The sequence below is a fragment of the Amycolatopsis sp. WAC 04182 genome, from assembly GCF_003947465.1.
Lineage (GTDB): Bacteria > Actinomycetota > Actinomycetes > Mycobacteriales > Pseudonocardiaceae > Amycolatopsis.
The window spans coordinates 424,033-443,245 of sequence record NZ_QHJJ01000008.1 but is presented as its reverse complement, the minus strand read 5'-3'; the positions used below and the strand labels follow the sequence as shown (position 1 = coordinate 443,245).

The following is a 19,213-nucleotide window of genomic DNA, read 5'->3' as shown; positions in this document are numbered from 1 at the left end:
TCGGGGAAGGGCCAGGTCAGGGGACCCCGGCCAGCCGCAGCAGGGCGGCGGTCGCGGCGGCCGCCACGACGACCAGCGCGAACGGCGCCTTGCGCCAGGCGAGCACGCCACCGACCAGGACTCCGGCGGGCCGGGCGTATCCGGCGAACTCGTGTCCCTCGGTGAGCGCGGCGACCGCGACCAGCGCGGCCAGCAGGACGACGGCCGAACGCGCCATCAGTTTCTCGGCCTTGGGCGACACGGTGAACCGCGCCTTCAGGACCGGCCCGGCGAACCGGAAGGCGAAGGTCCCGGCCGCGAGCACACCGCCGGCGATGATCAGGTCCAGCGGGTCCATCAGCGCACTCCCTCGGGTTCACGTTCGGCCGGTTCCTTCGCGGCCACCCCGGCCAGCACGCCGACCAGGGCGAGCAGCACCGGCAGGCCCGCGGGCAGGAACGGTGTCGTCGCCAGCGCGACGGCCACGCCGACGAGCACCGGCAGCCGGGCGGCACGGTCGCGCAGCGACGGCAGGACCAGCGCGAGCAGGACCGCGGGGAAGGCCGCGTCGAGGCCGAAGGCGTCGGTGTCGCTGATCGCGGTCCCGGCGTACGCACCGGCGAGGACGCCGACGTTCCAGCAGACGAACAGCCCGATCCCGCAGACCCAGTAGGCCGCCTTGCGCCGCTCCTCGTCGCGCTGGGCCAGGGCGAACGCGACCGATTCGTCGATCATCAGATGGCTGCCGACGATCCGCGACGACCACCGCTTGCCCAGGACGTCGCCGATCGCGAAGCCGAACGGCAGATGCCGCGCGTTGGCGAGCAGACCCGCCGCGACGGCCGCGACCGGGCTGCCGCCGGCGGCGATGATGCCGACGAACATGAACTGCGAGGCGCCCGCGAAGACCAGTACCGAAAGCAGCATCGGCGCCCAGATCGGGAAGCCGGAGCCCACCGCGATCGCGCCGTAGGAGATGCCGACAATGGTGTCGGCGAGGCAGACCAGCCCGATGTCACGGAGAAGATCGCGCCCCAGGACACGAGTGGTTGTTCGCCATATCGAACGCATAGCGTCATACAATGAACGAACGCAGCCGTGTTCGTCAAGGCGAACGCAACGACCGATGGAGCGAACGCATGTCCCCGACCGCGTCCGACGGCGCACCCCTGGACGTCATCGCCATGTCCCTGCGCCGGGAACGCGCCCGGACCGGGCTGTCCCTCACCGAGGTCGCCAAACGCGCCGGCATCGCGAAATCCACGCTCTCGCAGCTCGAGTCCGGGACCGGGAACCCGAGCGTCGAGACGATCTGGGCGCTGTGCGTCGCGCTCGACGTCCCGTTCTCCCGCGTGGTCGAACCCGAACGCCCCCGCGTGCAGGTCATCCGTTCGGGCAGCGGGCCGACGGTCTTCGCCGAACACGCCGACTACGCCTGCACGCTGCTCAGTTCGTGCCCGCCCGGCGCCCGGCGCGACGTGTACCTGATCCGCGCCGAGCCCGGGAAACCACGGCTCTCCGATCCGCATATGAGCGGCATCGTCGAGCACATCGTCCTCAGCGCGGGCCGTGCCAAGGTCGGCCCGCTGGACGAGCCGGTCGAACTGCTGCCCGGTGACTACATCTGCTACCCCGGCGACGTGCCGCATATCTTCGAGGCGCTCGAACCGGGCACATACGGCGTGGAGATCGCCGAATACACCTGATCAAGCGGGCTCGTCGGCCTTCTCCTCGGTGACGTCGGCGAGCTTCCAGCCGCCCTTCCGCCGCAGCACCAGGACGTAGTACGCGATGGACAGCAGGGCGACGCAGGCGGTGACGATCAGGCTCGGCCGCCCCACCGCCGGGTCGAGCAGGTTCTGGTAGACGACGAACACCAGGACGGCCAGCGCCAGCACCGGCGCGACCGGGAACCACGGCATCCGGTACTTGGCGTGCGCGGTGGCGCCGGTACGCCGTCCGACGATCGCGCCGAGGCAGAGCGCCCCGTAGACCGCCACGATCGACGTGCTCGTCACCACCAGCAGCAGTTTCGGGTCGACGAAGCAGAGCAGCGCGGCGACCAGACCGGTGCCGACGGTGGCCACCCACGGCGTCCCGAACTTCGGGTGCACCGCGGCCAGCGCCCGGTTGACCGGCGACGGCCAGGCCCGGTCGCGGCCGCTGCTGAACAGCATCCGCGAGCTGATCAGCACGATCGCCAGCACCGCGTTGATGATCGCGAGCGCGACGGCCAGGCCGAGCACCGTGTTCAGCGTGCCGCCACCGCGCGCATCGATGAAGTAGGACAGCATGTTCTCCGAGGCGAACAACGCGTTCAGATCCGGCGCGCCGAGCAGGACCGCGGTCACCGGGACCAGCTCGGCGAGCACGGTGATGCCCAGCGCGAGCAGGATCGCCCGGGCGATCCCCCGCGACGCGTCCTGCGTCTCCTCGCCGAAGTAGACGGCCGAGCCGTAGCCGTTGTAGGCGAAGATCGCGACCGAGGTGGCGATCGCGATGGCGCCGACGGTGGCCGGTCCACCGTCCGAGGCGACCGGATGCGCCAGCAGATCGGCGAACGACCGCGCGGGGTTCAGCAGTCCGAGCGCGCTGACCACGATCAGCGCGAGAATCTCGATCGCCAGGAAGATCCCGGTGACCCAGGCGTTGAGCTTGATGTCGAAAACGCCGACGACGGCCGCGACCACGCAGGTCACGGCGGCGATGACCGAACCGGGCACGCCGGGAAGGAGTACGCCGAGGTAGGTGCCGACGCCGAGCGCGATCACCGCGACGATGAGCACCTGCGTGATGATCATCAGCCCCAGGACGGCGAACCCGGGCAGGCGGCCGAGAGTGCGGGTGACGATCGCGTACTCACCGCCCGCCAGCGGGAACGCCGACGCCAGTTCGGCGTAGACGAAGGCCATGAACACACCGACCACGGCGGCCGCCACGAAGCTGTAGAAGGCGCCCGTCCCGGCCCCGGAGATCACCCCCGGCGCGATGATGAAGACCGACGAGGCGGGGCTGATCGCGGAGAGCGTGATGAGCAGCGTGCCGAGGGTGCGCAGACCGCGGCGCAGGGCGGGAGTGGACACGGCCGACCTCCTACAAGGTGGGTTCCTTGAATCTCCTTCGAAAAACCGTTGAGCACGCATCAAAGGCCTTCGATCCTGTGACGTCAAGAGCTGATCGCGCTCGGCTCTTGCGTTTTTCGAACAAGCTTCGAAGAATGAACCCATGGCGAGACCGAGCAAGGCAGCGGAGCGGCGTACCGAACTGATCGAGGTGGCCAGACGGGCCGTCCTCGAACGCGGCGTGCTGAACCTGCGGCTGAGGGACGTCGCCGAGGGCGCGGGCCTGTCGTCGAGTTCGGTCCTGTACTACTTCCCCACCCTCACCGACCTGCTCCAAGAGGTGCAGCGCGAGGCGGTGGCGCGGTTCTGTTCGGCGCGGGAGCTGGCCGCGAGCACGAAGACCACCCCGTCGGAGCGCCTGCGGGCGATGATCCGCAGCGGCCTGCCCACCGGCCCCGACGACGAACTCTGTGTACTGCTCTACGAACTGGGCACGATCGCCCGCCGCGATCCCGTGTACGCGGCCCGGCACATCACGCTCTACGAGCAGCAGGTCCGGATCTACACCGGCATCCTCGAAGCGGGCGCCGCCACCGGCGAGTTCACGCTGACCGCGGACGCGGTGTCGATCGCGCGGAACCTCGTCGCGCTGGAGGACGGCTACGGCCTGCACCTCACGCAGGCCGTGCCGACGCTGGAAACCGCCACCGCCGAAGCGATGTTGCTCTCCTACGCCCGCACAGCCACCTCGAACCCCTTGGAGGACCGTCCATGACCCGCGCCCGCGACCTGGGTGTCCCGCTGCCCGGCCGGACCGGCGAGCACAACGCGCTCACCGACGTCCCCGGCGTCGAGGTCGGTTTCACGACCCTCGTCGAAGGCGAATCGGTGCGCACCGGCGTCACCGCCGTCCTGCCGCGCGGCCGGGAGGATTTCGCCATGCCGTGCGCGGCCGGGACGTACGCCCTCAACGGCAACGGCGAGATGACCGGTACCGCGTGGCTGAACGAGACCGGTTCGCTGACCCTGCCGGTGCTGATCACCTCCACGCACGCCGTCGGCGCGTGCCATCGCGGCACGATCGACTGGGTGGTGCGGGAACGACCCGACGTGGCCGCCGAATGGCTGCTGCCGGTGGTCGCCGAAACCTGGGACGGCTATCTGAACGACAGCACCGCGCCGACGATCCACAGTGGACACGCCATCGCCGCGATCGACGCCGCGCGAACGGGTCCGGTCGGCGAAGGCTCCGTCGGCGGCGGAACCGGGATGACCTGTTACGGTTTCAAGGGTGGCACCGGCACGGCCTCCCGCGTCGTGTCCTACGGGGACGACGAGTACACCGTGGGAACGTTGGTACAGGCCAACTTCGGCTCCCGTCGCGAACTCACCGTCGCGGGTGAGCACGTCGGAGCGGAACTCGGCGCCGACAACCCGATGGAGGAGGACTGGGCGGCGCCGTCCGGCGCGGGATCGGTTATCGTGATCGTGGGTACCGACGCTCCCCTGCTGCCCGGCCAGTGCACCTCCCTCGCCCGCCGTGTCCCGCTCGGCCTCGCCCGCACCGGCACCGCGGGCTCCCACTTCTCCGGCGATCTCTTCCTCGCCTTCAGCACGGCGAACCCGGGGGCGCTCACCAGCCGGTTCCCCCGGACCGAAGAGGCCGAGTACGAAAACCTCCGGTTCATCCCGTGGGGCAGGCTCGACCCGTTCTTCGAGGCCGTGGTGCAGGCGACCGAAGAGGCGGTACTCAACGCCCTGTTCGCGAACGAGGAGATGACCGGTCATCGCGGCCACCGGGTCCCCGCGTTGCCCACGGCCCGCTGGCGCTAAGGCAAAGGTGGCGTGGTCGGCACTTCCGCGGGGCATGTTCCGCTCGAAGCCGGCGCCCCGGTGCTCATGTCGCGATCTTCGGCTTACCCCTCAATACGAAACACGCCCTAGGTTCCGATCAGCACCTTCGCGGGGGCCCGCGCGAGGTCCAGCCGGACCCGCGAGGCGCAGATCTCGTCGGAGAGCGAGTCCAGCAGTTCCAGCGCGCGGCGCAGGCAGGACATCGCGCTCCGCCGGTCTTCGCGCCGCAGGTACAGCTGGCCCCGCCTGCGCAGGATGAGCGCAGTGCGGTGCGGGTCGTTCAGCTCGGCCGACAGCCGTCCGGCTTCGTCCAGCGCCGCCTCCGCCTCGTCGAGCAGTCCGAGCTCCGCGCTCGCGACGGCGTACGAGGTGTGGGCGTGCGCCATGCCGAGGACGTCGCCGATCTCCCGGAAAAGAGCCAGCGCCCGCCTCGCGGTCGCGCGCGAGTCCCCGGGCCGTCCGACGGCGCGGGCGAGGACGCACAGCCCGGTCAGTGCCCTGGCCCGCCCGGCGGGGTCGCCGATCCGCTCGCTGATCCGGCACGACTCGGTGAGCGCCTCCCCCGCCGCCCGGTAGTCGTCCCGGTACAGGTCGATCTGGCCGATTCCCCGTAGCAGCGCGGCTTCCCCGCGTGCGCACCCCGACTCCCTCGCCGCGGCGAGCGCGCATCGATGGCATCGCGACCATTCCGCGTACAGTCCATTGTGGTCGAAGTAGGACGCGGCCACGACGGCGAGTTCCCAGGCGAGCTCGCCCAGTCCGGCGTCCGCCGCGTGCGAGACGGCGGCCTCCAGCGCGGGCACTTCGCAGCGAAACCACGAAAGCGGTTCGGTCACCAGCGTTTCGTCGAGCGAGGTCCGCGTCGCGCAGCCGGGCTCGGGCCGCAAAACGCTCCGGGACAACCGATCCGCGGCCCGCTCCGCGAGCCAGAGCCAGCCGCCGAGCACTCGTTCGACCGTCTCCGCGCGGACCTGTTCCGGCTCGGCCGCGACCTGCTCGGCGGCGAACGCGCGCACGAGGTCGTGCACACGGTAACGGGGTGCGCCGGTGGCCCGCGGAACCGGCTGGACCATATGCCGATACCTCAGGTCTTCGAGCGCGCGGGACGTCGCCTCGGGTTCGCCGTCGTCCGCCAGCGCCGCCGCCCAGACCGGGAAATCGGCCGAGGGCAGCAGGCCGAGTCTTCGGAACTGCCGCTGCCGGTCCGGGGTCAATTGCCGGTACCCGAGGGACAGGCTGCCGCGGACGGCGAGATCCCCGGTGCGGAGCCAATCCAGCCGTCGCCGTTCGACGGCCAGTTCGCCCGCGACGTCGGCGAGCCGCCAGCCTGCCCGGTCGCCGATCCGGCTGCCGGCGATCCGCAGGGCCAGCGGGAGCCCGCCGCAGTGGTCGAGAACCTGCCGGGCGGCGACGGGATCTTCGTCGATCTCGGTGAGTTTTGCGAGCAGGGCCTCCGCGTCCTCCAGTGGCAAGAGACCGACCGGGACCTTGCGCCCGAGTTCGAGTCCGGCGAGGGAGAACCGGCTCGTGACGATCACCGCGCAGCCGCCGGACGCGGGAAGGAGGGGCCGCAGCTGTGCCTCGCCGGCGGCGTCGTCCAGGACGAGCAGCACGCGACGGCCGTGGACCAGGCTGCGGAACAGGCAGGCGCATTCGTCGACGTCGGCCGGGATCTCGTCGCTGGGAACGCCGAAGGCGCGCAGGAAACCGGCGAGTACGGCCTCCGGCGGCCTCGGCTCGTTCGTGGTCCCCCGCAGGGCCGCGAACAGCCGCCCGTCGGGGTAGTCGTCCGCGACCCGGTGCGCGAGCCGGATCGCCAGCGAGGACTTCCCGACCCCACCCGCGCCGGTCAGCAGCAGTACGGGCGGGGTGTCGCGGCCGCCGTCCTCGCCCAGTTCCCCCAGGAGGTCCGCGATGAGCGCGTCCCTGCCGACGAAGTCCGGGATCCCCGGCGGCAGCTGGCTCGGCACGGCGGGTTCCTGGTACGCGGGGTACTCCCGCGTGGCCCTGCCCTGGCCCTCGCGCAGGATCTCGCACTGCAACGCGCGAATCGACGGCGACGGCTCGACGCCGAGCTCGTCGACCAGCCGGCGGCGCCATCCGGCGTAGACGTCGAGCGCCTCGGCCACCCGGCCCGCCCGGGCGAGCGCGGTCATCAGCTGTCCGCAGACCCGTTCACGGAACGGGGCCGCGGCGAGCAGGTCACGCAGCCCGGGAACGAGCCTGTCGTGTTCGCCGAGGCCGAGTTCGGCATCGGCCTTGTCCTCCAGCACCGCGAGGCGCTCTTCCTCCCAGTGCGCGACGACCTCGGCCGCGGCGGGGATCCCGGCGAGCACCGGCCCGCGCCAGAGTTCGAGCGCGTCCGCGAACCGCTGGGCCGCCTCGCGATGGCAGTCACGGGCGAGCAGCGCACGCCCCTGGGCGGTGAGGCAGGTGAACCGGCCGGTGTCGGTTTCCTCGGCACTCGCGTCGAGAAGATAGGCCGCTCCCCTGGTGAGAATCGGCGTTCCCCCCGACGGCGCGCGCAAAGCCCGGCGAAGACCCGATATCAGACCTTGAACCTGGACTTTCGCCGAAATCGGTGGTGCCTCGCCCCAGAGCTCGTCGATTATCCGATCGAGGGGCACCGGGCGCCCCGCCTCGATCAGCAGGAGCGCGAAGACCCGGCGCGCCTGCGGTGGGCCGAGTGGCAGGTCGGCGCCCTGCCACTCGGCCGCGGGTTCACCGAACAAACGATAGAAATAATTCTTTTCCTTCACCGGTTTCTCCCCCAATATTCGAGACACCCGTAGCCGAGAGAATGTCACAAATATCCGGCGATGACGTCCGGCATTCGAAGGAACGTCTCACTCAGCAGGCGCTTGCCGACGTGTAAATTCTCAACGAAGTCGCCTGGTCGTTGTCGGCGTTGCCCACGTACGACGATTGGGCTCCCGCCTGCATGCAGCGACTGGTCCCACTGCCGATGTTGTAGTACCAGCGGGCGTCGACTCCGCGCCGGTTGTGCCAGGACGACATCTGGTCGTTGAATCCGTAATCGACCAGATTCTTCAGCCCCGGGTCCCGGAACTGCAATCGCCGTCCGCCGAAGTCGCGATGCTCGTACAGGCACACGTAGTTCGCTTGGCAGTTGCTGGCCGCGCTGGGCGACAACGACAGAGTGGTCTCCCCACCGTTCCAGACGATCTGGTCCCCGACGACCTTCCACCCGGGAGCGAGCTTCGCCGCGTCGACCCCGGCCGACTTCAGTGCGGCCGCCCCGTCCGTCGCGGCCGAAGCGGGAGTCGCGACGAGCGCCGTCGCGATCGCGGCGGCGCCCAAGGCCGCGGAAACGAACCGAAGAGTGCGCATTTGTCCTCCTTGATCCCGGCGTGCCCTCTGCACGCCGGAATCAAGCTCCCGTGATCCGCTACGCGATGCTTAAGCGGTCGAAAAGGGAACGCGGTTCATCCGCTTAGCTCTGCTGGTGGCGCGTCAGACCCAGTCCGCTTCGATGCCGCGGGCGCGGAGCGTCTCCAGCGCCTCGTCGTTGCCCGTGTAGAGCAGGGTCATCGACTTCAGGTGGGGAAAATGGTCGACGTCGGCGAACTCGTCGACGTCGAACAGGGAGTCCTCGCCGTCCCAGTTCGGCGCGATCTGGAGGTAGATCTCGTTGCCGCCGTCCATCTCGATCTCGGTGATCTTCTCCGCGAACTCTGCGGGGATCTCGAGCGCCTCGAAGTAGGCCAAGGCCTCAGGGACCGCCTCGACACTGCCGCTGTCGTAGGTGAAGCCCTTCTCGGCGGCGTACTGCCCTAGGTCGAACTTCGGCAGGAGTTCCTGGTTGTACATCAGCTCTTGGACGACCGCGAGCTTGAAGTTGGGGTCGGTGAACCGGATCGACTGACTCATGTCCGGACCTTATAAGCCTGCCCGTCCGCATGGTCCGAAATCGCCGAATCCCCAGCGCCCGGGTGATCACGCTCTCGTCCACCGGATCCCCGGGCGGTCCTGGTCGCGGGCCTCGTTCGACCGATCGATCCGGCTATGATCGACTCGTGCTGAAAGCAGAACTCCGATGACCGCACTGACCCTCGAAGACGCCCAAAAGGGCCTCGCCTCGCAACCGTTCAGTGTCCTGCTCGGAGCCCGGGTGGTCTCGTTCGGCGACGGCGCCGCTGCACTGGAACTCGACATCCGCGAAGACCTGTTGCAACAGAACGGATATCTCCACGGCGGCGTACTCGCCTACGCGGCGGACAACGCGATCACCTTCGCGGCCGGGACCACACTGGGCCCGAATGTCCTCACCGGCGGCTTCAGCATCAACTATCTGCGCCCGGCACAGGGAATCCGGCTCGTGGCGGAAGCGCGGGTCCTGCACAGCGGCCGGCGGCAGGCCACCTGCCGCTGCGATCTCTACGTGATCGGCCAGGACGGGAGCACGACGCTCAGTGCCGCGGCGCAGGGAAGCGTGCTGACCAGAAACGGTCCCACCCCCTGATACACGCGGAACGGCCCGGGGCTCATCGAGGAGCACCGGGCCGTCCGTACAGGAGCCGAGTCTTTACCAGCCGCGCTCGGACAGCCGGTGCGGTTCGGGCACGTCGTCGACGTTGATACCGACCATCGCTTCGCCGAGACCACGCGAAACCTTCGCGATGACGTCCGGGTCGTCGTAGAACGTGGTGGCCTTGACGATCGCCTCGGCGCGCTGCGCCGGGTTGCCGGACTTGAAGATGCCGGAGCCGACGAACACGCCTTCGGCACCGAGCTGCATCATCATCGCGGCGTCGGCCGGGGTCGCGATACCGCCGGCGGTGAACAGCACGACGGGGAGCTTGCCCTTCTCCGCGACCTCCTTGACGAGGTCGTACGGGGCCTGAAGTTCCTTCGCCGCAACGTAAAGCTCGTCCTCGGGCAGCGAGGAAAGGCGGCGCAGCTCCGCGCGGATCTTGCGCATGTGCGTGGTCGCGTTCGAGACGTCGCCGGTGCCGGCCTCGCCCTTGGAGCGGATCATCGCCGCGCCCTCGTTGATCCGGCGCAGCGCCTCGCCGAGGTTGGTCGCACCACAGACGAAGGGCACGGTGAAGGCCCACTTGTCGATGTGGTTCTCGTAGTCGGCCGGGGTCAGCACCTCGGACTCGTCGATGTAGTCGACGCCGAGCGACTGAAGCAGCTGTGCCTCGACGAAGTGGCCGATGCGGGCCTTCGCCATGACGGGGATCGAAACGGCCTCGATGATGCCGTCGATCAGGTCCGGGTCGCTCATCCGGGCGACGCCGCCCTGGGCGCGGATGTCCGCGGGGACCCGCTCGAGCGCCATCACGGCGACGGCGCCGGCGTCCTCGGCGATCTTCGCCTGTTCGGCGGTGACCACGTCCATGATCACACCGCCCTTGAGCATCTCCGCCATCCCGCGCTTGACCCGGGCGGTGCCGGTGAGCGAGGTGGTGGCCGGGTTCGTGGAGTCGTCAGACACTGCTGGACCTTTCGGAAAGCGCACGAGGTGGGGTGGCGCCTCCGAGCGTAGGCCGCTTTTGGACCTCTCAGGCAGGCCAGTTCGCGGCGATTTCAGCAGTCCACTGGGTGATCTGGCCCGCATCCAGAGGACCAAATGCGACCGGGGCCTAGCGGGCCAGGCCCTGTTCGAAGGCGAAGAGGCCATCCGGGTCGTACTTCCGCGCCACCCGGCGCAGGCGCGGCAGGCTGTCGCCGTAGTACGCCTTCGCCCACTCGGGCATCTCCGGGTCGATGTAGTTGACGTACCCGGCCTGCCCGTATTCGCGGCCGAGTTCGTCCCTGACCAGGCCGATCGCCTGGCGCGCGGCCGCCTCGCCGCCCTCCAGGCCACGGATGATCTGGACGCTGCCCAGCGCGGACCGATGCGGGAAGCACGACTCGCTCGACGGCACCCGAGCGATCGCACCGCCATACGCGTCCACGATCGAGTAAAGATGGGGATCGCTGGTCAACAGCGTCGCGAGCGCGCCGGGGTCGGGCACCGGATGCGTCAGCATCCTCGAAGTGGCCACATACTCCCCGCGCTGCGCGACCGCGGCGGGGAACGCGGTTTCCTGGGCGAAGGCGCGCATCGTCGCCAGGTGGCCCTGCTCGGTCACCTCGCGTTTGGTCGGCTGAGTGCCGACACGGCGGACCAGATCGTCCAGCAACGGGTTCACCTGCGCGGCGGTGCCCACGAAGCAGCCGCCGCAGTTCGCGGCCGTCGCGCCGAGGCCCATCCCGGACCACAGGTCGTCCGGCATCGCGGGCTGCCACTCCTGCCAGGCCGCGACCAGCGCGGCCAACGCGGCGGGCGGGAAGACCAGGTTGAAGTTCGTCAGCGTCCTGGCCGCCGCCGTGCGGAAGGTGAACGACGTGACGATGCCGAAGTTGCCGCCGCCACCGCCGCGCAACGCCCACAGCAGGTCCGGCGCGGTCTCCTCCGACACCAGGCGCGCCTTCCCGTCCGCACCGACGAAGCGCACGGATTCCACATTGTCGCAGGTCAACCCGTACTTGCGGACCAAGACGCCGATCCCGCCGCCGAGGGTCAGCCCGGCGATGCCGACCTGGGGGCAGCTGCCTGCGGGCAGCGCGCGGCCCGCCGCGGCCAAGGCCTCGTACACCTGGCCGAGCTGGGCACCCGCTCCGATCGCCGCCCGGCCGCCGGGCAGGATCCCGACCGCGTTCAGCCGGGACAGGTCGACGACCAGTCCTTTGTCCACAATGGAATAGCCGGCGTAGCCGTGCCCGCCGGAGCGGGCCGCGATCGGGATCCGCTGCCTGGCCGCGAAATCGACGCAGTGTCGCACGTCGTCCTCGTTCGCGCAGACCGCGACACCGGCGGGCAGCCGATGGTCGTAGAGGCTGAAGAACCCGAGCCGCTTTTCGTCGTATCCGGGATCGCCGGGCCGGAACAGCTCCCCCGTCAACCGGGCGCGCAGCCGTTCCCACGGACCACCGCCCCCGGGGATCTCCGCGGGCACCGCCGCCATCACCGGGACCGCCCCCGCCAGCCGCAACACGGTTCGCCTGTCGAGCTCCATCGCTCATCCCCCACCGTCGGATCCGCTCCGGGTGTCCGCCATCGAGCATAACGGCGCGTCGACATTCGGGGGTTCCCTCGCCGGTCGCCTTGCCGCGACGCCCGTCGCGGGTGTGTGATCGAGGACACACCTGTACGCGGCATCGTGTGGTGAGGAGACCGGCATGGCCGACAAACAGAGCAAGAACGGAGACTCCGGGGCCGCCGTCGCTGTGGACGACCCGGCGAAGGTCCGCAACGTCGTCCTGGTCGGCCCGTCGGGATCAGGAAAGACGACACTCGCCGAAGCGCTGCTCGCCGCGTCCGGCACGGTGACCCGGGCGGGCTCGGTCGTCGAGGGCACCACCGTGTGCGACCACGACCCCGCGGCGGTCCGGCAGCAGCGGTCGGTCGGCCTCTCGGTCGCGCCGGTGCTGCATCAGGGCCACAAGATCAACCTCATCGACACCCCCGGATACGCCGATTTCGTCGGCGAACTGCGTGCCGGCCTTCGCGCCGCCGACGCGGCGCTGTTCGTGGTCTGCGCGGCGGAAGGCGTCGACGCTGCCACGATCGCGGTCTGGGAGGAATGCGCCGCCGTCGGCATGCCGAGGGCGGTGGTCGTCTCCCGGCTGGACCATCACCGCGCCGACCCCGAAGGCGAGATCGCGGCCTGCCAGGAGGCTTTCGGCGCCGGAGTCCTGCCGCTGTACCTGCCCGCGCGTGACGGGCTCGTCGGGCTCATCACCCGCCGCTACTTCGACTATTCGAACGGTTTCCCACCGCAGGCCGGTGAGCCGGACGAGGCCGATCTCGCCCGGATGACCGAGGCCCGCAACGAACTGATCGAAGGGGTCATCGCCGAGAGCGAGGACGAGTCACTGATGGACCGGTACCTCGCCGGCGAGGAGATCGCGGAGGACACGCTGATCGCCGACCTCGAGACCGCTGTCGCCCGCGGCTCCTTTCATCCGGTGATCCCCGTGTGCGCGACGACCGGGGTGGGGCTCGCCGAAGTCCTCGACGGCATCGTGCGCGCCTTCCCCTCGCCACTGGAGCACGTCCCTCCGGAGGTCACCTCCCCCACCGGCGAACCGCACGCCGGGCTCCGGGCCGATCCCGACGGCCCGCTGGCGGCCGAGGTGGTCCGGACCGCTGTCGACTCCTACGTCGGCAGGGTGTCACTGGTGCGGGTGTTCTCCGGGACGCTTCGCCCCGAACGGCCGGTGCACGTCTCGGGCCACGGCCTCGCCGAACGCGGGCACGAGGACCACGACGCCGACGAACGGGTCGCGCATCTGTACTCGCCGCTCGGGGCGAACCTGCGCGAAGTGCCGTACTGCGTCGCGGGCGACCTCTGCGCGCTCACCAAGGTCGGTTCGGCGGAAACGGGCGACACCGTTTCCTCGCCGGACGATCCACTGATCATGAAGCCGTGGGCGATGCCGGAGCCGCTGCTGCCGGTCGCCGTCGTCGCGAAGACGCGCAGCGACGAGGACACCTTGGCGCGCAACCTTTCCCGGCTCGTCGCGGGCGATCCGACGCTCCGGCTGGACCGCAACGCCGAGACCAACCAGCTCGTGCTGTGGTGCATGGGCGAGGCACACGCCGACGTCGTGCTGTCGCGGCTGCGCGCGGGAGGCGCCGACGTGGACACCGAGCCCGTCCGGATCAGCCTGCGGTCGACCTTCGCCGGTCCGGGCCGCGGGCACGGGCGGCACGTCAAGCAGTCCGGCGGGCACGGCCAGTTCGCCGTCTGCGACATCGAAGTCCAGCCGCTGCCGAGGGGGTCGGGCTTCGAGTTCGTGGACAAGGTCGTCGGTGGCTCGGTGCCGCACCAATTCATCCCGAGCGTCGAAAAGGGGGTCCGGGCCCAGGCTCAGCGAGGGATCGTCGACGGCCATCCGCTGATCGACATCCGCGTGACCCTCGTCGACGGGAAGGCGCACAGCGTCGACTCGTCGGACGCGGCGTTCCAGACGGCGGGCGCGCTGGCGTTGAAGGAGGCCGCCGCGGCGGGCAAGATCGCGCTGCTCGAACCGCTCGAAGAGGTGGCCGTGCGGCTCCCGGACGAGCATCTGGGCACCGTGCTGGGCGATCTCTCCTCCCGGCGTGGCCGCGTGCTCGGTACCGAATCGGGTGAAGGCGGCCGCACGGTCATCCGAGCCGAGGTGCCCGCGGTCGAGCTCCTGCGCTACGCCATCGACCTGCGGTCGCTGACCTCGGGCACGGCGACGTTCACCCGCAGGCACGCCCGGTTCGAGCCGATGCCGGAAGGAGCGGTGGCCTACTGAAAGTCGAAGCCGCCCGGTCGCCCGTTCCGGTCTGCCACCAGACCGGCCAGGGTGGCGACGGCGATCTCGGGCGGCGTGCGTGAGCCGATGTTCAACCCGACCGGGCGATGGACCCGGGCGATCTCGTGGTCGGGAACGTCCAAGGCCTTGAGCGCGGCGACGTGCGGACCTGCGTGGCGCGGATTGCCGAGCACCCCGACCCATCTGGTCGGGCGGTCCAGCACGGCCTTGAGGACATCGCCGAGTTCGGGCCGGTCGTGATCGGTGACGACGACGTCGGCGTCCGGACCGAGGTCCGGCACCGTCGTGAGGGCTTCCAGACCGTCCTCGACGTCGGTCACCCGCGCGCCGTCCGGCTCGAACAACACCGCCTTGTAGCCGAGGTCCTCGCCGTAGCGCAGGAGGAACGACGCCACGGGCGTCGCGAACACCGCCACCAGCAGCCGCTCGCTCATGGAATCGTCCTCCTACAGATCGGGTTCGGCGATCTCGAAGTATTCCGGAAGCCGGGCGGTCCCCGCGAGGCCGAAGTACCGGACCTTCCGCCGCCGCCTCAAGTGCAGGGTGTCCCGGACGGCGTCGTTGTGCACGCGCCGCGCGATGACGACGCGGTGCTCGGCGTCGGTCAGCTCTTCGGCCAGCGGCGCCGGCAGGGCAGCTCGGTCGACGCGCGCCAGCCGCAGCGTCAGTTCGCTTTCCTCGGCTTCACGGTCCGGCCTCGGCGCCCGCTCCGCACGCTCGGCCAGCGCCCGCAACTCCTCGTCGCCCAGGATCGCCGCGGCCGCCCTGGCGACGACGGCGCGCCGCGCGAGGGCCGCGTCGAGCGCCGCCCAACCCGCGTCCGTGCGGACGTGCAGCCGGTCCAGCCGGTTCGCCGTCGCGAGCAGGAAAAGCCCGCCCAGTACCACGATCACGGCCACGAGACCGCCGATCCACACCCAGGTCGTCATCGGCTGAACTCGCGTTCACCCGCGCCGACGCGCCGGGGATCGGCGGCGATCGCGGTCTCGTAGACCCGCAGTACCTGCGTGGTGACCACGGACCAGTCGAACATCGCGACGCGCTCCCCCGCGGCCGCCGCCAGCGATACCCGCCGGGCCGGGTCCCCGAGCAGTTCGCGGAGGCCGTCGGCCAGCGCCGCGGCGTCGCCGGTCTCGGTCAGCATCCCGGCCTTGCCGTCGTCGAGCACCCGGCGGAACGAGTCCAGGCCGCTCGCCAGCACCGGCGTGCCCGCCGCCATCGCCTCGGTGAGGATCATCCCGAAACTCTCGCCGCCCGTGTTCGGCGCGCAGTAGACGTCGACGCTCCGCAACGCCCGCGCCTTGGTCTCGTCGTCGACCTGGCCGAGCAGGTCGATATGCGACGCCAGCTCCGGCCCGGCCTCGCGACGGAGCTGGTCGGCGTCGCCCCGGCCGACGACCAGCAGGCGCAGCTCCTCGAACTCCGGCAACAGCATCCGCAACGCCTCCAGCAGTACTCCCATCCCCTTGCGGGGCTCGGTGTACCGCCCGACGAACCCGACCGTGCCGCCCGCGCGCGGGTAGCCGTCCAGCGGGAGCGCGCGGGAGAAGAAGTCGACGTCGACGCCGTTGGGCACCTCGACCGCGTCGCCGCCGGCGTGCTCGACCTGGACGCGGCGGGCCAGCGCCGAAACCGCGATCCGCGCGGTGATCTTCTCCAGCAGCGGCCGCAGCACCGGCTGGAACGCCGCCAGCGTGCGCGAACGCGTCGTCGCGGTGTGGAAGGTCGCCACGATCGGCCCGTCCGCGACCTTCAGCGCCAGCAGGGAAAGACTCGGCGCGGCGGGTTCGTGCAGGTGCAGGACGTCGAAGTCGCCATCGCGGATCCACCGCCGCACCCGGGCGTAGGACACCGGGCCGAACTGCAACCGCGCGACGGAGCCGTTGTACGGGATGCCGAGCGCCTTGCCGGCGGGGACGACGAAATCCGGGACGTCGGAATCCTCGTCCGCCGGAGCGAGGACGGAGACCTGATGCCCGCGTGCCAGCAACGCCTTCGCGAGATCGATGACGTGTCCCTGCACGCCGCCCGGTACGTCGAACGAGTACGGGCAGACGATCCCGATCTTCATGACCCGCGCCTGAGCCATCGGCTCAGCTCGCTTCGCCGAGGGCGGCCTGTTCCCCGGCTTCGAAGTCGGAGAGCCAGAACTTCTGCATCATGTGCCAGTCGGCGGGATGGGCGGCGATGTCCCCGGCGAAGATGTCCGCCAGCGCCTGCGTGGCCGCCGGCACCTCGGACCGGTTCGTCACCCGGATCCGCGGATGCAGCCTGATCTGCCAGCCGTCTTCGGTGAACCAGCACCCCGCCGGGATCAGCGCGGCACCGGTGGTGGCGGCCAGCCGGGCGGGCCCACCCGGCATCCGGGTCTGCTCGCCGAAGAACTTCACCGGCACGCCGGAATTCGTCAGGTCCCTGTCCCCCACCAGGCAGATCGCCTTGTTCTCCCGCAGCCGCTTGAGCAGCACGCGCATCGCGGAGCTGTCGCCGGTCAGCGGGACGATCTCGAAACCGAGCGATTCCCGGTAGGACACGAAGCGCTGGTACAGCGATTCGGGTTTCAGCCGCTCCGCGACCGTGGTGAAACCGCCGAGATAGTCCGCGAGCCAGACGCCCGCCGCGTCCCAGTTCCCGCTGTGCGGCAGCGCCATCACCGCGCCGTTGCCCTCGGCGAGGGCGGCGTCGAGGTTCTCCACGCCGGTGATCGACTGGGCGACCTTGCGGCTGACCTCCTTGTGGTCCATCGAAGGCAGCCGGAACATCTCGTGCCAGTAGCGCGCGTAGGAGCGCATCGCGCGGCGGGTCAGCTCGTCGAGTTCGGCGACGTCGGCCTGCGGCACCACCCTGGCGAGATTGCGCCGCAACTGGCGCACGCCACCGCCGTCCCGCCGGACGGCGAGGTCGGCGCCCAGCCCGAAGGTCACCGCGCCGGCGGACTCCGGCAGCCAGCGCGCGAGCCGCCAGCCCGCCGCGTAGCCGAAGTCGCTGAGCCGCTGGGAGAACCCGCTCATGCCCCGCCCTCCGCGGCGGGTGGCCCGGCCGCTTTGGCGGCCCTCGCCGCCTTGGCCACCGCGGCTGTCCGCTGCAGCAGGGTGATCACCGAGAGCACCGCGAGGAGCCAGAGCGAGATGTCCACGGTGTACGGAACGCCCAGACCGTGCAGTCCGGTTCCCACGAGGGCGATGATCAGGCGTTCCGCGCGTTCGACGAGACCGCCGTCGGCCTCCAGCCCGGAAGCCTCGGCGCGGGCCTTGACGTACGAGATGACCTGCGCCAGCACCAGGCAGATCAGCGCGGCGGCCGCGGCCGGGCGATTGTCGTCGTGGACGAAGCACCACCACGCGATCGCGGCGAACAACGCGCCGTCGACCAGCCTGTCGCAGGTCGCGTCGAGGACGGCCCCGAACGCCGTGCCGTACCCGCGGGCGCGGGCCATCGCGCCGTCGAGCAGGTCCAGCATCGCGAAGCCCCAGACGGTGAAGGTGCCCCACAGCAGCATGTCGTTGGGAAAGAACCCGAGCGCGCACAGGACCGCCCCGGCCGTGCCGATGACGGTCATCGCGTTCGGGGTCAGACCGGCGCGCACGAGCACCTTCCCCATCGGGTCGGTGACGCGGGAAACGGAGGCGCGCGCGAAAATGTTGAGCATCGGTTCTTCAGGTGCACCTAAGCAGCAGGGTCGGGTGGCCGCCCGAAGCCTATCCACCCGCACCGACAGCGGTGACGCGCCCGCCCCCGGACCGGATCCCGGTCAGTCCGCTTTGGCCAGTTCGGCCGACTCTTCGAGGTCCGCGAGGGTCTCTTCCCGCAGTGCCAGTTCCGCCTCGGCGGCGGCGCATTTCGGCGACAGCCGCCCGAGCACGGCGGCGCTGATCTCGCCGAGCGCCTTCACCTGTTCGGGGGTCAGCGGGTCGAAGAGGCTCTCGCGGACGGCCTCGACATGCCCGGGCGCGGCCTCCTCCAGCGCCGCGAACCCCTCGGGGGTCAGCACCGCCCAGGAACCGCGTTTGTCGGTGGGACACGACTCACGACGCACCCAGCCGTTCGCCTCGAGCCGCGCGACCGCGTGGGAGAGCCTGCTGCGCGACGCCTTGCGCGCGTCGGCCAGTTCGCTCATCCGCAGCCGCCGGTCCGGCGCCTCGGACAGGGCGACGAGCACTTCGTAGTACGTGTGGGGCATGCCCGCCTCGTGCTGAAGCTGGCCCTCCAGGTGTGCTTGCAGCATTCGCGTGGCCGCGGAGAAGTCGCGCCAGACTTTTTGCTCCTCGTCGGAGAGCCATCGGGGTTCGGACATGCCACCCATTCTACCCCTGGTTGAACGCTCAACCAAATTGCGCTACAGTCGTGGTTGAGCGCTCAACCAGACGAGGGTTCACCAGGAACGCACCCAGACTTTTTGGAGATCGACTCTCATGACCACCACCGAGATCCCGGGCTACGTCGCAGGCAAGTGGACGATCGACACCGCCCACTCCGACATCGCCTACACCGTGAAGCACCTCGGCCTGGCCAAGTCCCGGGGCAACTTCACCGCCTTCACCGGTGAGGTCGTCACGGCCGACAACATCCTCGACTCGTCGGTCACCGTCGAGATCGACGCCTCGTCGGTCGCCAGCGGTGTCGACGGGCGCGACACGCACCTCAAGTCCGAGGACTTCTTCCACGTCGACGAGCACCCGGTCATCACCTTCCGCTCGACCGGCATCCGCGAGGACGGCGGCGACTACGTCATCGACGGCGAGCTCACCTGGCGCGGCAAGACCGTCCCGGTGTCGCTCGAGGCCGAGTTCAACGGCATCGGCACCAACCCGGCCAACGACAACGCCACCACCCTCGGCGTCTCGGCCAGCGCCACCGTGAACCGCCGCGACTTCGGCATCGGCCCGGAGGGCAACGCCTTCCTGTCCGAGAAGGTCAAGATCGACATCGAGCTGCAGGCCGCGCTCAACGCCTGAGGCCACTGCGCGTGAAGGCCCCCTTCCCTCGGCTGAGCCGAG

At 70.2% G+C, this 19,213-nt stretch carries 20 protein-coding genes; 6 read left to right on the top strand and 14 right to left on the bottom strand.

Going from position 1 to position 19,213, the window contains the following annotated elements:
- Window positions 1–16 precede the first annotated feature (16 nt).
- Together DMH01_RS36875 and DMH01_RS36870 are read right to left on the bottom strand one after the other, a co-directional pair.
- Window positions 17–337 (bottom strand): AzlD domain-containing protein, encoded by a 321-nt coding sequence (locus DMH01_RS36875; RefSeq protein ID WP_005159089.1) that lies wholly within the window; start codon window positions 335–337, stop codon window positions 17–19.
- Complete coding sequence (locus DMH01_RS36870) at window positions 337–1,050, bottom strand: AzlC family ABC transporter permease (protein ID WP_148106601.1); 714 nt, start codon at window positions 1,048–1,050, stop codon at window positions 337–339. Before DMH01_RS36870 ends, DMH01_RS36875 begins: the two co-directional genes overlap by 1 nt.
- Before the next feature lie 68 nt (window positions 1,051–1,118).
- Here DMH01_RS36870 and DMH01_RS36865 point away from each other — a divergent pair, with 68 nt between their 5' ends.
- Entirely contained in the window at window positions 1,119–1,685 is a 567-nt protein-coding gene (locus tag DMH01_RS36865; protein ID WP_034308044.1) for a helix-turn-helix domain-containing protein, read from the top strand.
- Here the strand turns inward: DMH01_RS36865 and DMH01_RS36860 are convergent, their stop codons facing one another.
- The gene (locus DMH01_RS36860; protein ID WP_125683130.1) at window positions 1,686–3,062 is read right to left on the bottom strand and encodes an APC family permease; all 1,377 of its coding nucleotides are present in this window, start codon (window positions 3,060–3,062) and stop codon (window positions 1,686–1,688) included.
- Between the two features lie 142 nt (window positions 3,063–3,204).
- Here DMH01_RS36860 and DMH01_RS36855 point away from each other — a divergent pair, with 142 nt between their 5' ends.
- Both DMH01_RS36855 and DMH01_RS36850 read left to right on the top strand, forming a co-directional pair.
- A complete protein-coding gene (locus DMH01_RS36855) occupies window positions 3,205–3,816 on the top strand; it encodes a TetR/AcrR family transcriptional regulator (protein WP_125683128.1) in 612 nt (203 codons plus the stop codon).
- Window positions 3,813–4,874 carry a P1 family peptidase gene (locus tag DMH01_RS36850; RefSeq protein ID WP_125683126.1) on the top strand — a complete coding sequence of 354 codons (1,062 nt, stop codon included), beginning with the start codon at window positions 3,813–3,815 and terminating at the stop codon, window positions 4,872–4,874. The genes DMH01_RS36855 and DMH01_RS36850 overlap by 4 nt, the downstream gene beginning before the upstream one ends.
- A gap of 107 nt (window positions 4,875–4,981) precedes the next feature.
- Here DMH01_RS36850 and DMH01_RS36845 read toward each other — a convergent pair whose 3' ends face one another.
- The 3 genes from DMH01_RS36845 to DMH01_RS36835 all read right to left on the bottom strand — a co-directional run bounded on the left by DMH01_RS36845 (window position 4,982) and on the right by DMH01_RS36835 (window position 8,786).
- Window positions 4,982–7,654: a BTAD domain-containing putative transcriptional regulator gene (locus DMH01_RS36845; RefSeq protein WP_125683124.1), complete on the bottom strand. Its 2,673-nt coding sequence runs from the start codon at window positions 7,652–7,654 to the stop codon at window positions 4,982–4,984.
- Window positions 7,655–7,745: 91 nt separating this feature from the next.
- Window positions 7,746–8,246 (bottom strand): peptidase inhibitor family I36 protein, encoded by a 501-nt coding sequence (locus DMH01_RS36840; protein WP_125683122.1) that lies wholly within the window; start codon window positions 8,244–8,246, stop codon window positions 7,746–7,748.
- 123 nt (window positions 8,247–8,369) lie between these two features.
- Window positions 8,370–8,786 (bottom strand): hypothetical protein, encoded by a 417-nt coding sequence (locus DMH01_RS36835; protein WP_125683120.1) that lies wholly within the window; start codon window positions 8,784–8,786, stop codon window positions 8,370–8,372.
- 166 nt (window positions 8,787–8,952) lie between these two features.
- Here DMH01_RS36835 and DMH01_RS36830 point away from each other — a divergent pair, with 166 nt between their 5' ends.
- The gene (locus tag DMH01_RS36830) at window positions 8,953–9,378 is read left to right on the top strand and encodes a PaaI family thioesterase (protein ID WP_125683118.1); all 426 of its coding nucleotides are present in this window, start codon (window positions 8,953–8,955) and stop codon (window positions 9,376–9,378) included.
- A gap of 63 nt (window positions 9,379–9,441) precedes the next feature.
- On the opposite strand, the gene pdxS is transcribed toward DMH01_RS36830, so the two are convergent.
- Both pdxS and DMH01_RS36820 read right to left on the bottom strand, forming a co-directional pair.
- Window positions 9,442–10,356: a pyridoxal 5'-phosphate synthase lyase subunit PdxS gene (gene pdxS / locus DMH01_RS36825; protein WP_125683116.1), complete on the bottom strand. Its 915-nt coding sequence runs from the start codon at window positions 10,354–10,356 to the stop codon at window positions 9,442–9,444.
- 148 nt (window positions 10,357–10,504) lie between these two features.
- Complete coding sequence (locus tag DMH01_RS36820) at window positions 10,505–11,923, bottom strand: FAD-binding oxidoreductase (RefSeq protein ID WP_125683114.1); 1,419 nt, start codon at window positions 11,921–11,923, stop codon at window positions 10,505–10,507.
- Window positions 11,924–12,086: 163 nt separating this feature from the next.
- On the opposite strand from DMH01_RS36820, the gene DMH01_RS36815 reads away from it, so the two are divergent.
- Entirely contained in the window at window positions 12,087–14,195 is a 2,109-nt protein-coding gene (locus DMH01_RS36815; RefSeq protein WP_125683112.1) for an elongation factor G-like protein EF-G2, read from the top strand.
- Here DMH01_RS36815 and DMH01_RS36810 read toward each other — a convergent pair.
- From DMH01_RS36810 to DMH01_RS36785, 6 genes are all read right to left on the bottom strand, one after another.
- Entirely contained in the window at window positions 14,189–14,650 is a 462-nt protein-coding gene (locus DMH01_RS36810) for an XdhC family protein (RefSeq protein WP_125683110.1), read from the bottom strand. The two genes, DMH01_RS36815 and DMH01_RS36810, sit on opposite strands and share 7 nt — an antisense overlap.
- Window positions 14,651–14,662: 12 nt before the next feature.
- Window positions 14,663–15,145 carry an NUDIX hydrolase gene (locus DMH01_RS36805; RefSeq protein ID WP_125683108.1) on the bottom strand — a complete coding sequence of 161 codons (483 nt, stop codon included), beginning with the start codon at window positions 15,143–15,145 and terminating at the stop codon, window positions 14,663–14,665.
- Window positions 15,142–16,287, bottom strand: coding sequence for a glycosyltransferase family 4 protein (locus DMH01_RS36800; protein WP_125683106.1), 1,146 nt, complete (start codon window positions 16,285–16,287; stop codon window positions 15,142–15,144). Before DMH01_RS36800 ends, DMH01_RS36805 begins: the two co-directional genes overlap by 4 nt.
- A gap of 22 nt (window positions 16,288–16,309) precedes the next feature.
- Complete coding sequence (locus DMH01_RS36795; RefSeq protein ID WP_125683104.1) at window positions 16,310–17,227, bottom strand: phosphatidylinositol mannoside acyltransferase; 918 nt, start codon at window positions 17,225–17,227, stop codon at window positions 16,310–16,312.
- Entirely contained in the window at window positions 17,224–17,865 is a 642-nt protein-coding gene (gene pgsA / locus DMH01_RS36790; protein ID WP_125683102.1) for a phosphatidylinositol phosphate synthase, read from the bottom strand. Before pgsA ends, DMH01_RS36795 begins: the two co-directional genes overlap by 4 nt.
- 102 nt (window positions 17,866–17,967) lie before the next feature.
- Window positions 17,968–18,510, bottom strand: coding sequence for a MarR family winged helix-turn-helix transcriptional regulator (locus DMH01_RS36785; protein ID WP_125683100.1), 543 nt, complete (start codon window positions 18,508–18,510; stop codon window positions 17,968–17,970).
- A gap of 118 nt (window positions 18,511–18,628) precedes the next feature.
- On the opposite strand from DMH01_RS36785, the gene DMH01_RS36780 reads away from it, so the two are divergent.
- Window positions 18,629–19,171: a YceI family protein gene (locus DMH01_RS36780; protein ID WP_038512463.1), complete on the top strand. Its 543-nt coding sequence runs from the start codon at window positions 18,629–18,631 to the stop codon at window positions 19,169–19,171.
- The last annotated feature ends 42 nt before the right edge of the window (window positions 19,172–19,213 follow it).

Coding starts and splice junctions, on each gene's coding strand:
- DMH01_RS36875 (WP_005159089.1), bottom strand. CDS start 337: ATGGACCCGCTGGACCTGATCATCGCCGGCGGTGTGCTCGCGGCCGGG.
- DMH01_RS36870 (WP_148106601.1), bottom strand. CDS start 1,050: ATGCGTTCGATATGGCGAACAACCACTCGTGTCCTGGGGCGCGATCTT.
- DMH01_RS36865 (WP_034308044.1), top strand. CDS start 1,119: ATGTCCCCGACCGCGTCCGACGGCGCACCCCTGGACGTCATCGCCATG.
- DMH01_RS36855 (WP_125683128.1), top strand. CDS start 3,205: ATGGCGAGACCGAGCAAGGCAGCGGAGCGGCGTACCGAACTGATCGAG.
- DMH01_RS36850 (WP_125683126.1), top strand. CDS start 3,813: ATGACCCGCGCCCGCGACCTGGGTGTCCCGCTGCCCGGCCGGACCGGC.
- DMH01_RS36840 (WP_125683122.1), bottom strand. CDS start 8,246: ATGCGCACTCTTCGGTTCGTTTCCGCGGCCTTGGGCGCCGCCGCGATC.
- DMH01_RS36835 (WP_125683120.1), bottom strand. CDS start 8,786: ATGAGTCAGTCGATCCGGTTCACCGACCCCAACTTCAAGCTCGCGGTC.
- DMH01_RS36830 (WP_125683118.1), top strand. CDS start 8,953: ATGACCGCACTGACCCTCGAAGACGCCCAAAAGGGCCTCGCCTCGCAA.
- DMH01_RS36820 (WP_125683114.1), bottom strand. CDS start 11,923: ATGGAGCTCGACAGGCGAACCGTGTTGCGGCTGGCGGGGGCGGTCCCG.
- DMH01_RS36815 (WP_125683112.1), top strand. CDS start 12,087: ATGGCCGACAAACAGAGCAAGAACGGAGACTCCGGGGCCGCCGTCGCT.
- DMH01_RS36810 (WP_125683110.1), bottom strand. CDS start 14,650: ATGAGCGAGCGGCTGCTGGTGGCGGTGTTCGCGACGCCCGTGGCGTCG.
- DMH01_RS36805 (WP_125683108.1), bottom strand. CDS start 15,145: ATGACGACCTGGGTGTGGATCGGCGGTCTCGTGGCCGTGATCGTGGTA.
- DMH01_RS36800 (WP_125683106.1), bottom strand. CDS start 16,287: ATGAAGATCGGGATCGTCTGCCCGTACTCGTTCGACGTACCGGGCGGC.
- DMH01_RS36795 (WP_125683104.1), bottom strand. CDS start 17,227: ATGAGCGGGTTCTCCCAGCGGCTCAGCGACTTCGGCTACGCGGCGGGC.
- pgsA (WP_125683102.1), bottom strand. CDS start 17,865: ATGCTCAACATTTTCGCGCGCGCCTCCGTTTCCCGCGTCACCGACCCG.
- DMH01_RS36785 (WP_125683100.1), bottom strand. CDS start 18,510: ATGTCCGAACCCCGATGGCTCTCCGACGAGGAGCAAAAAGTCTGGCGC.
- DMH01_RS36780 (WP_038512463.1), top strand. CDS start 18,629: ATGACCACCACCGAGATCCCGGGCTACGTCGCAGGCAAGTGGACGATC.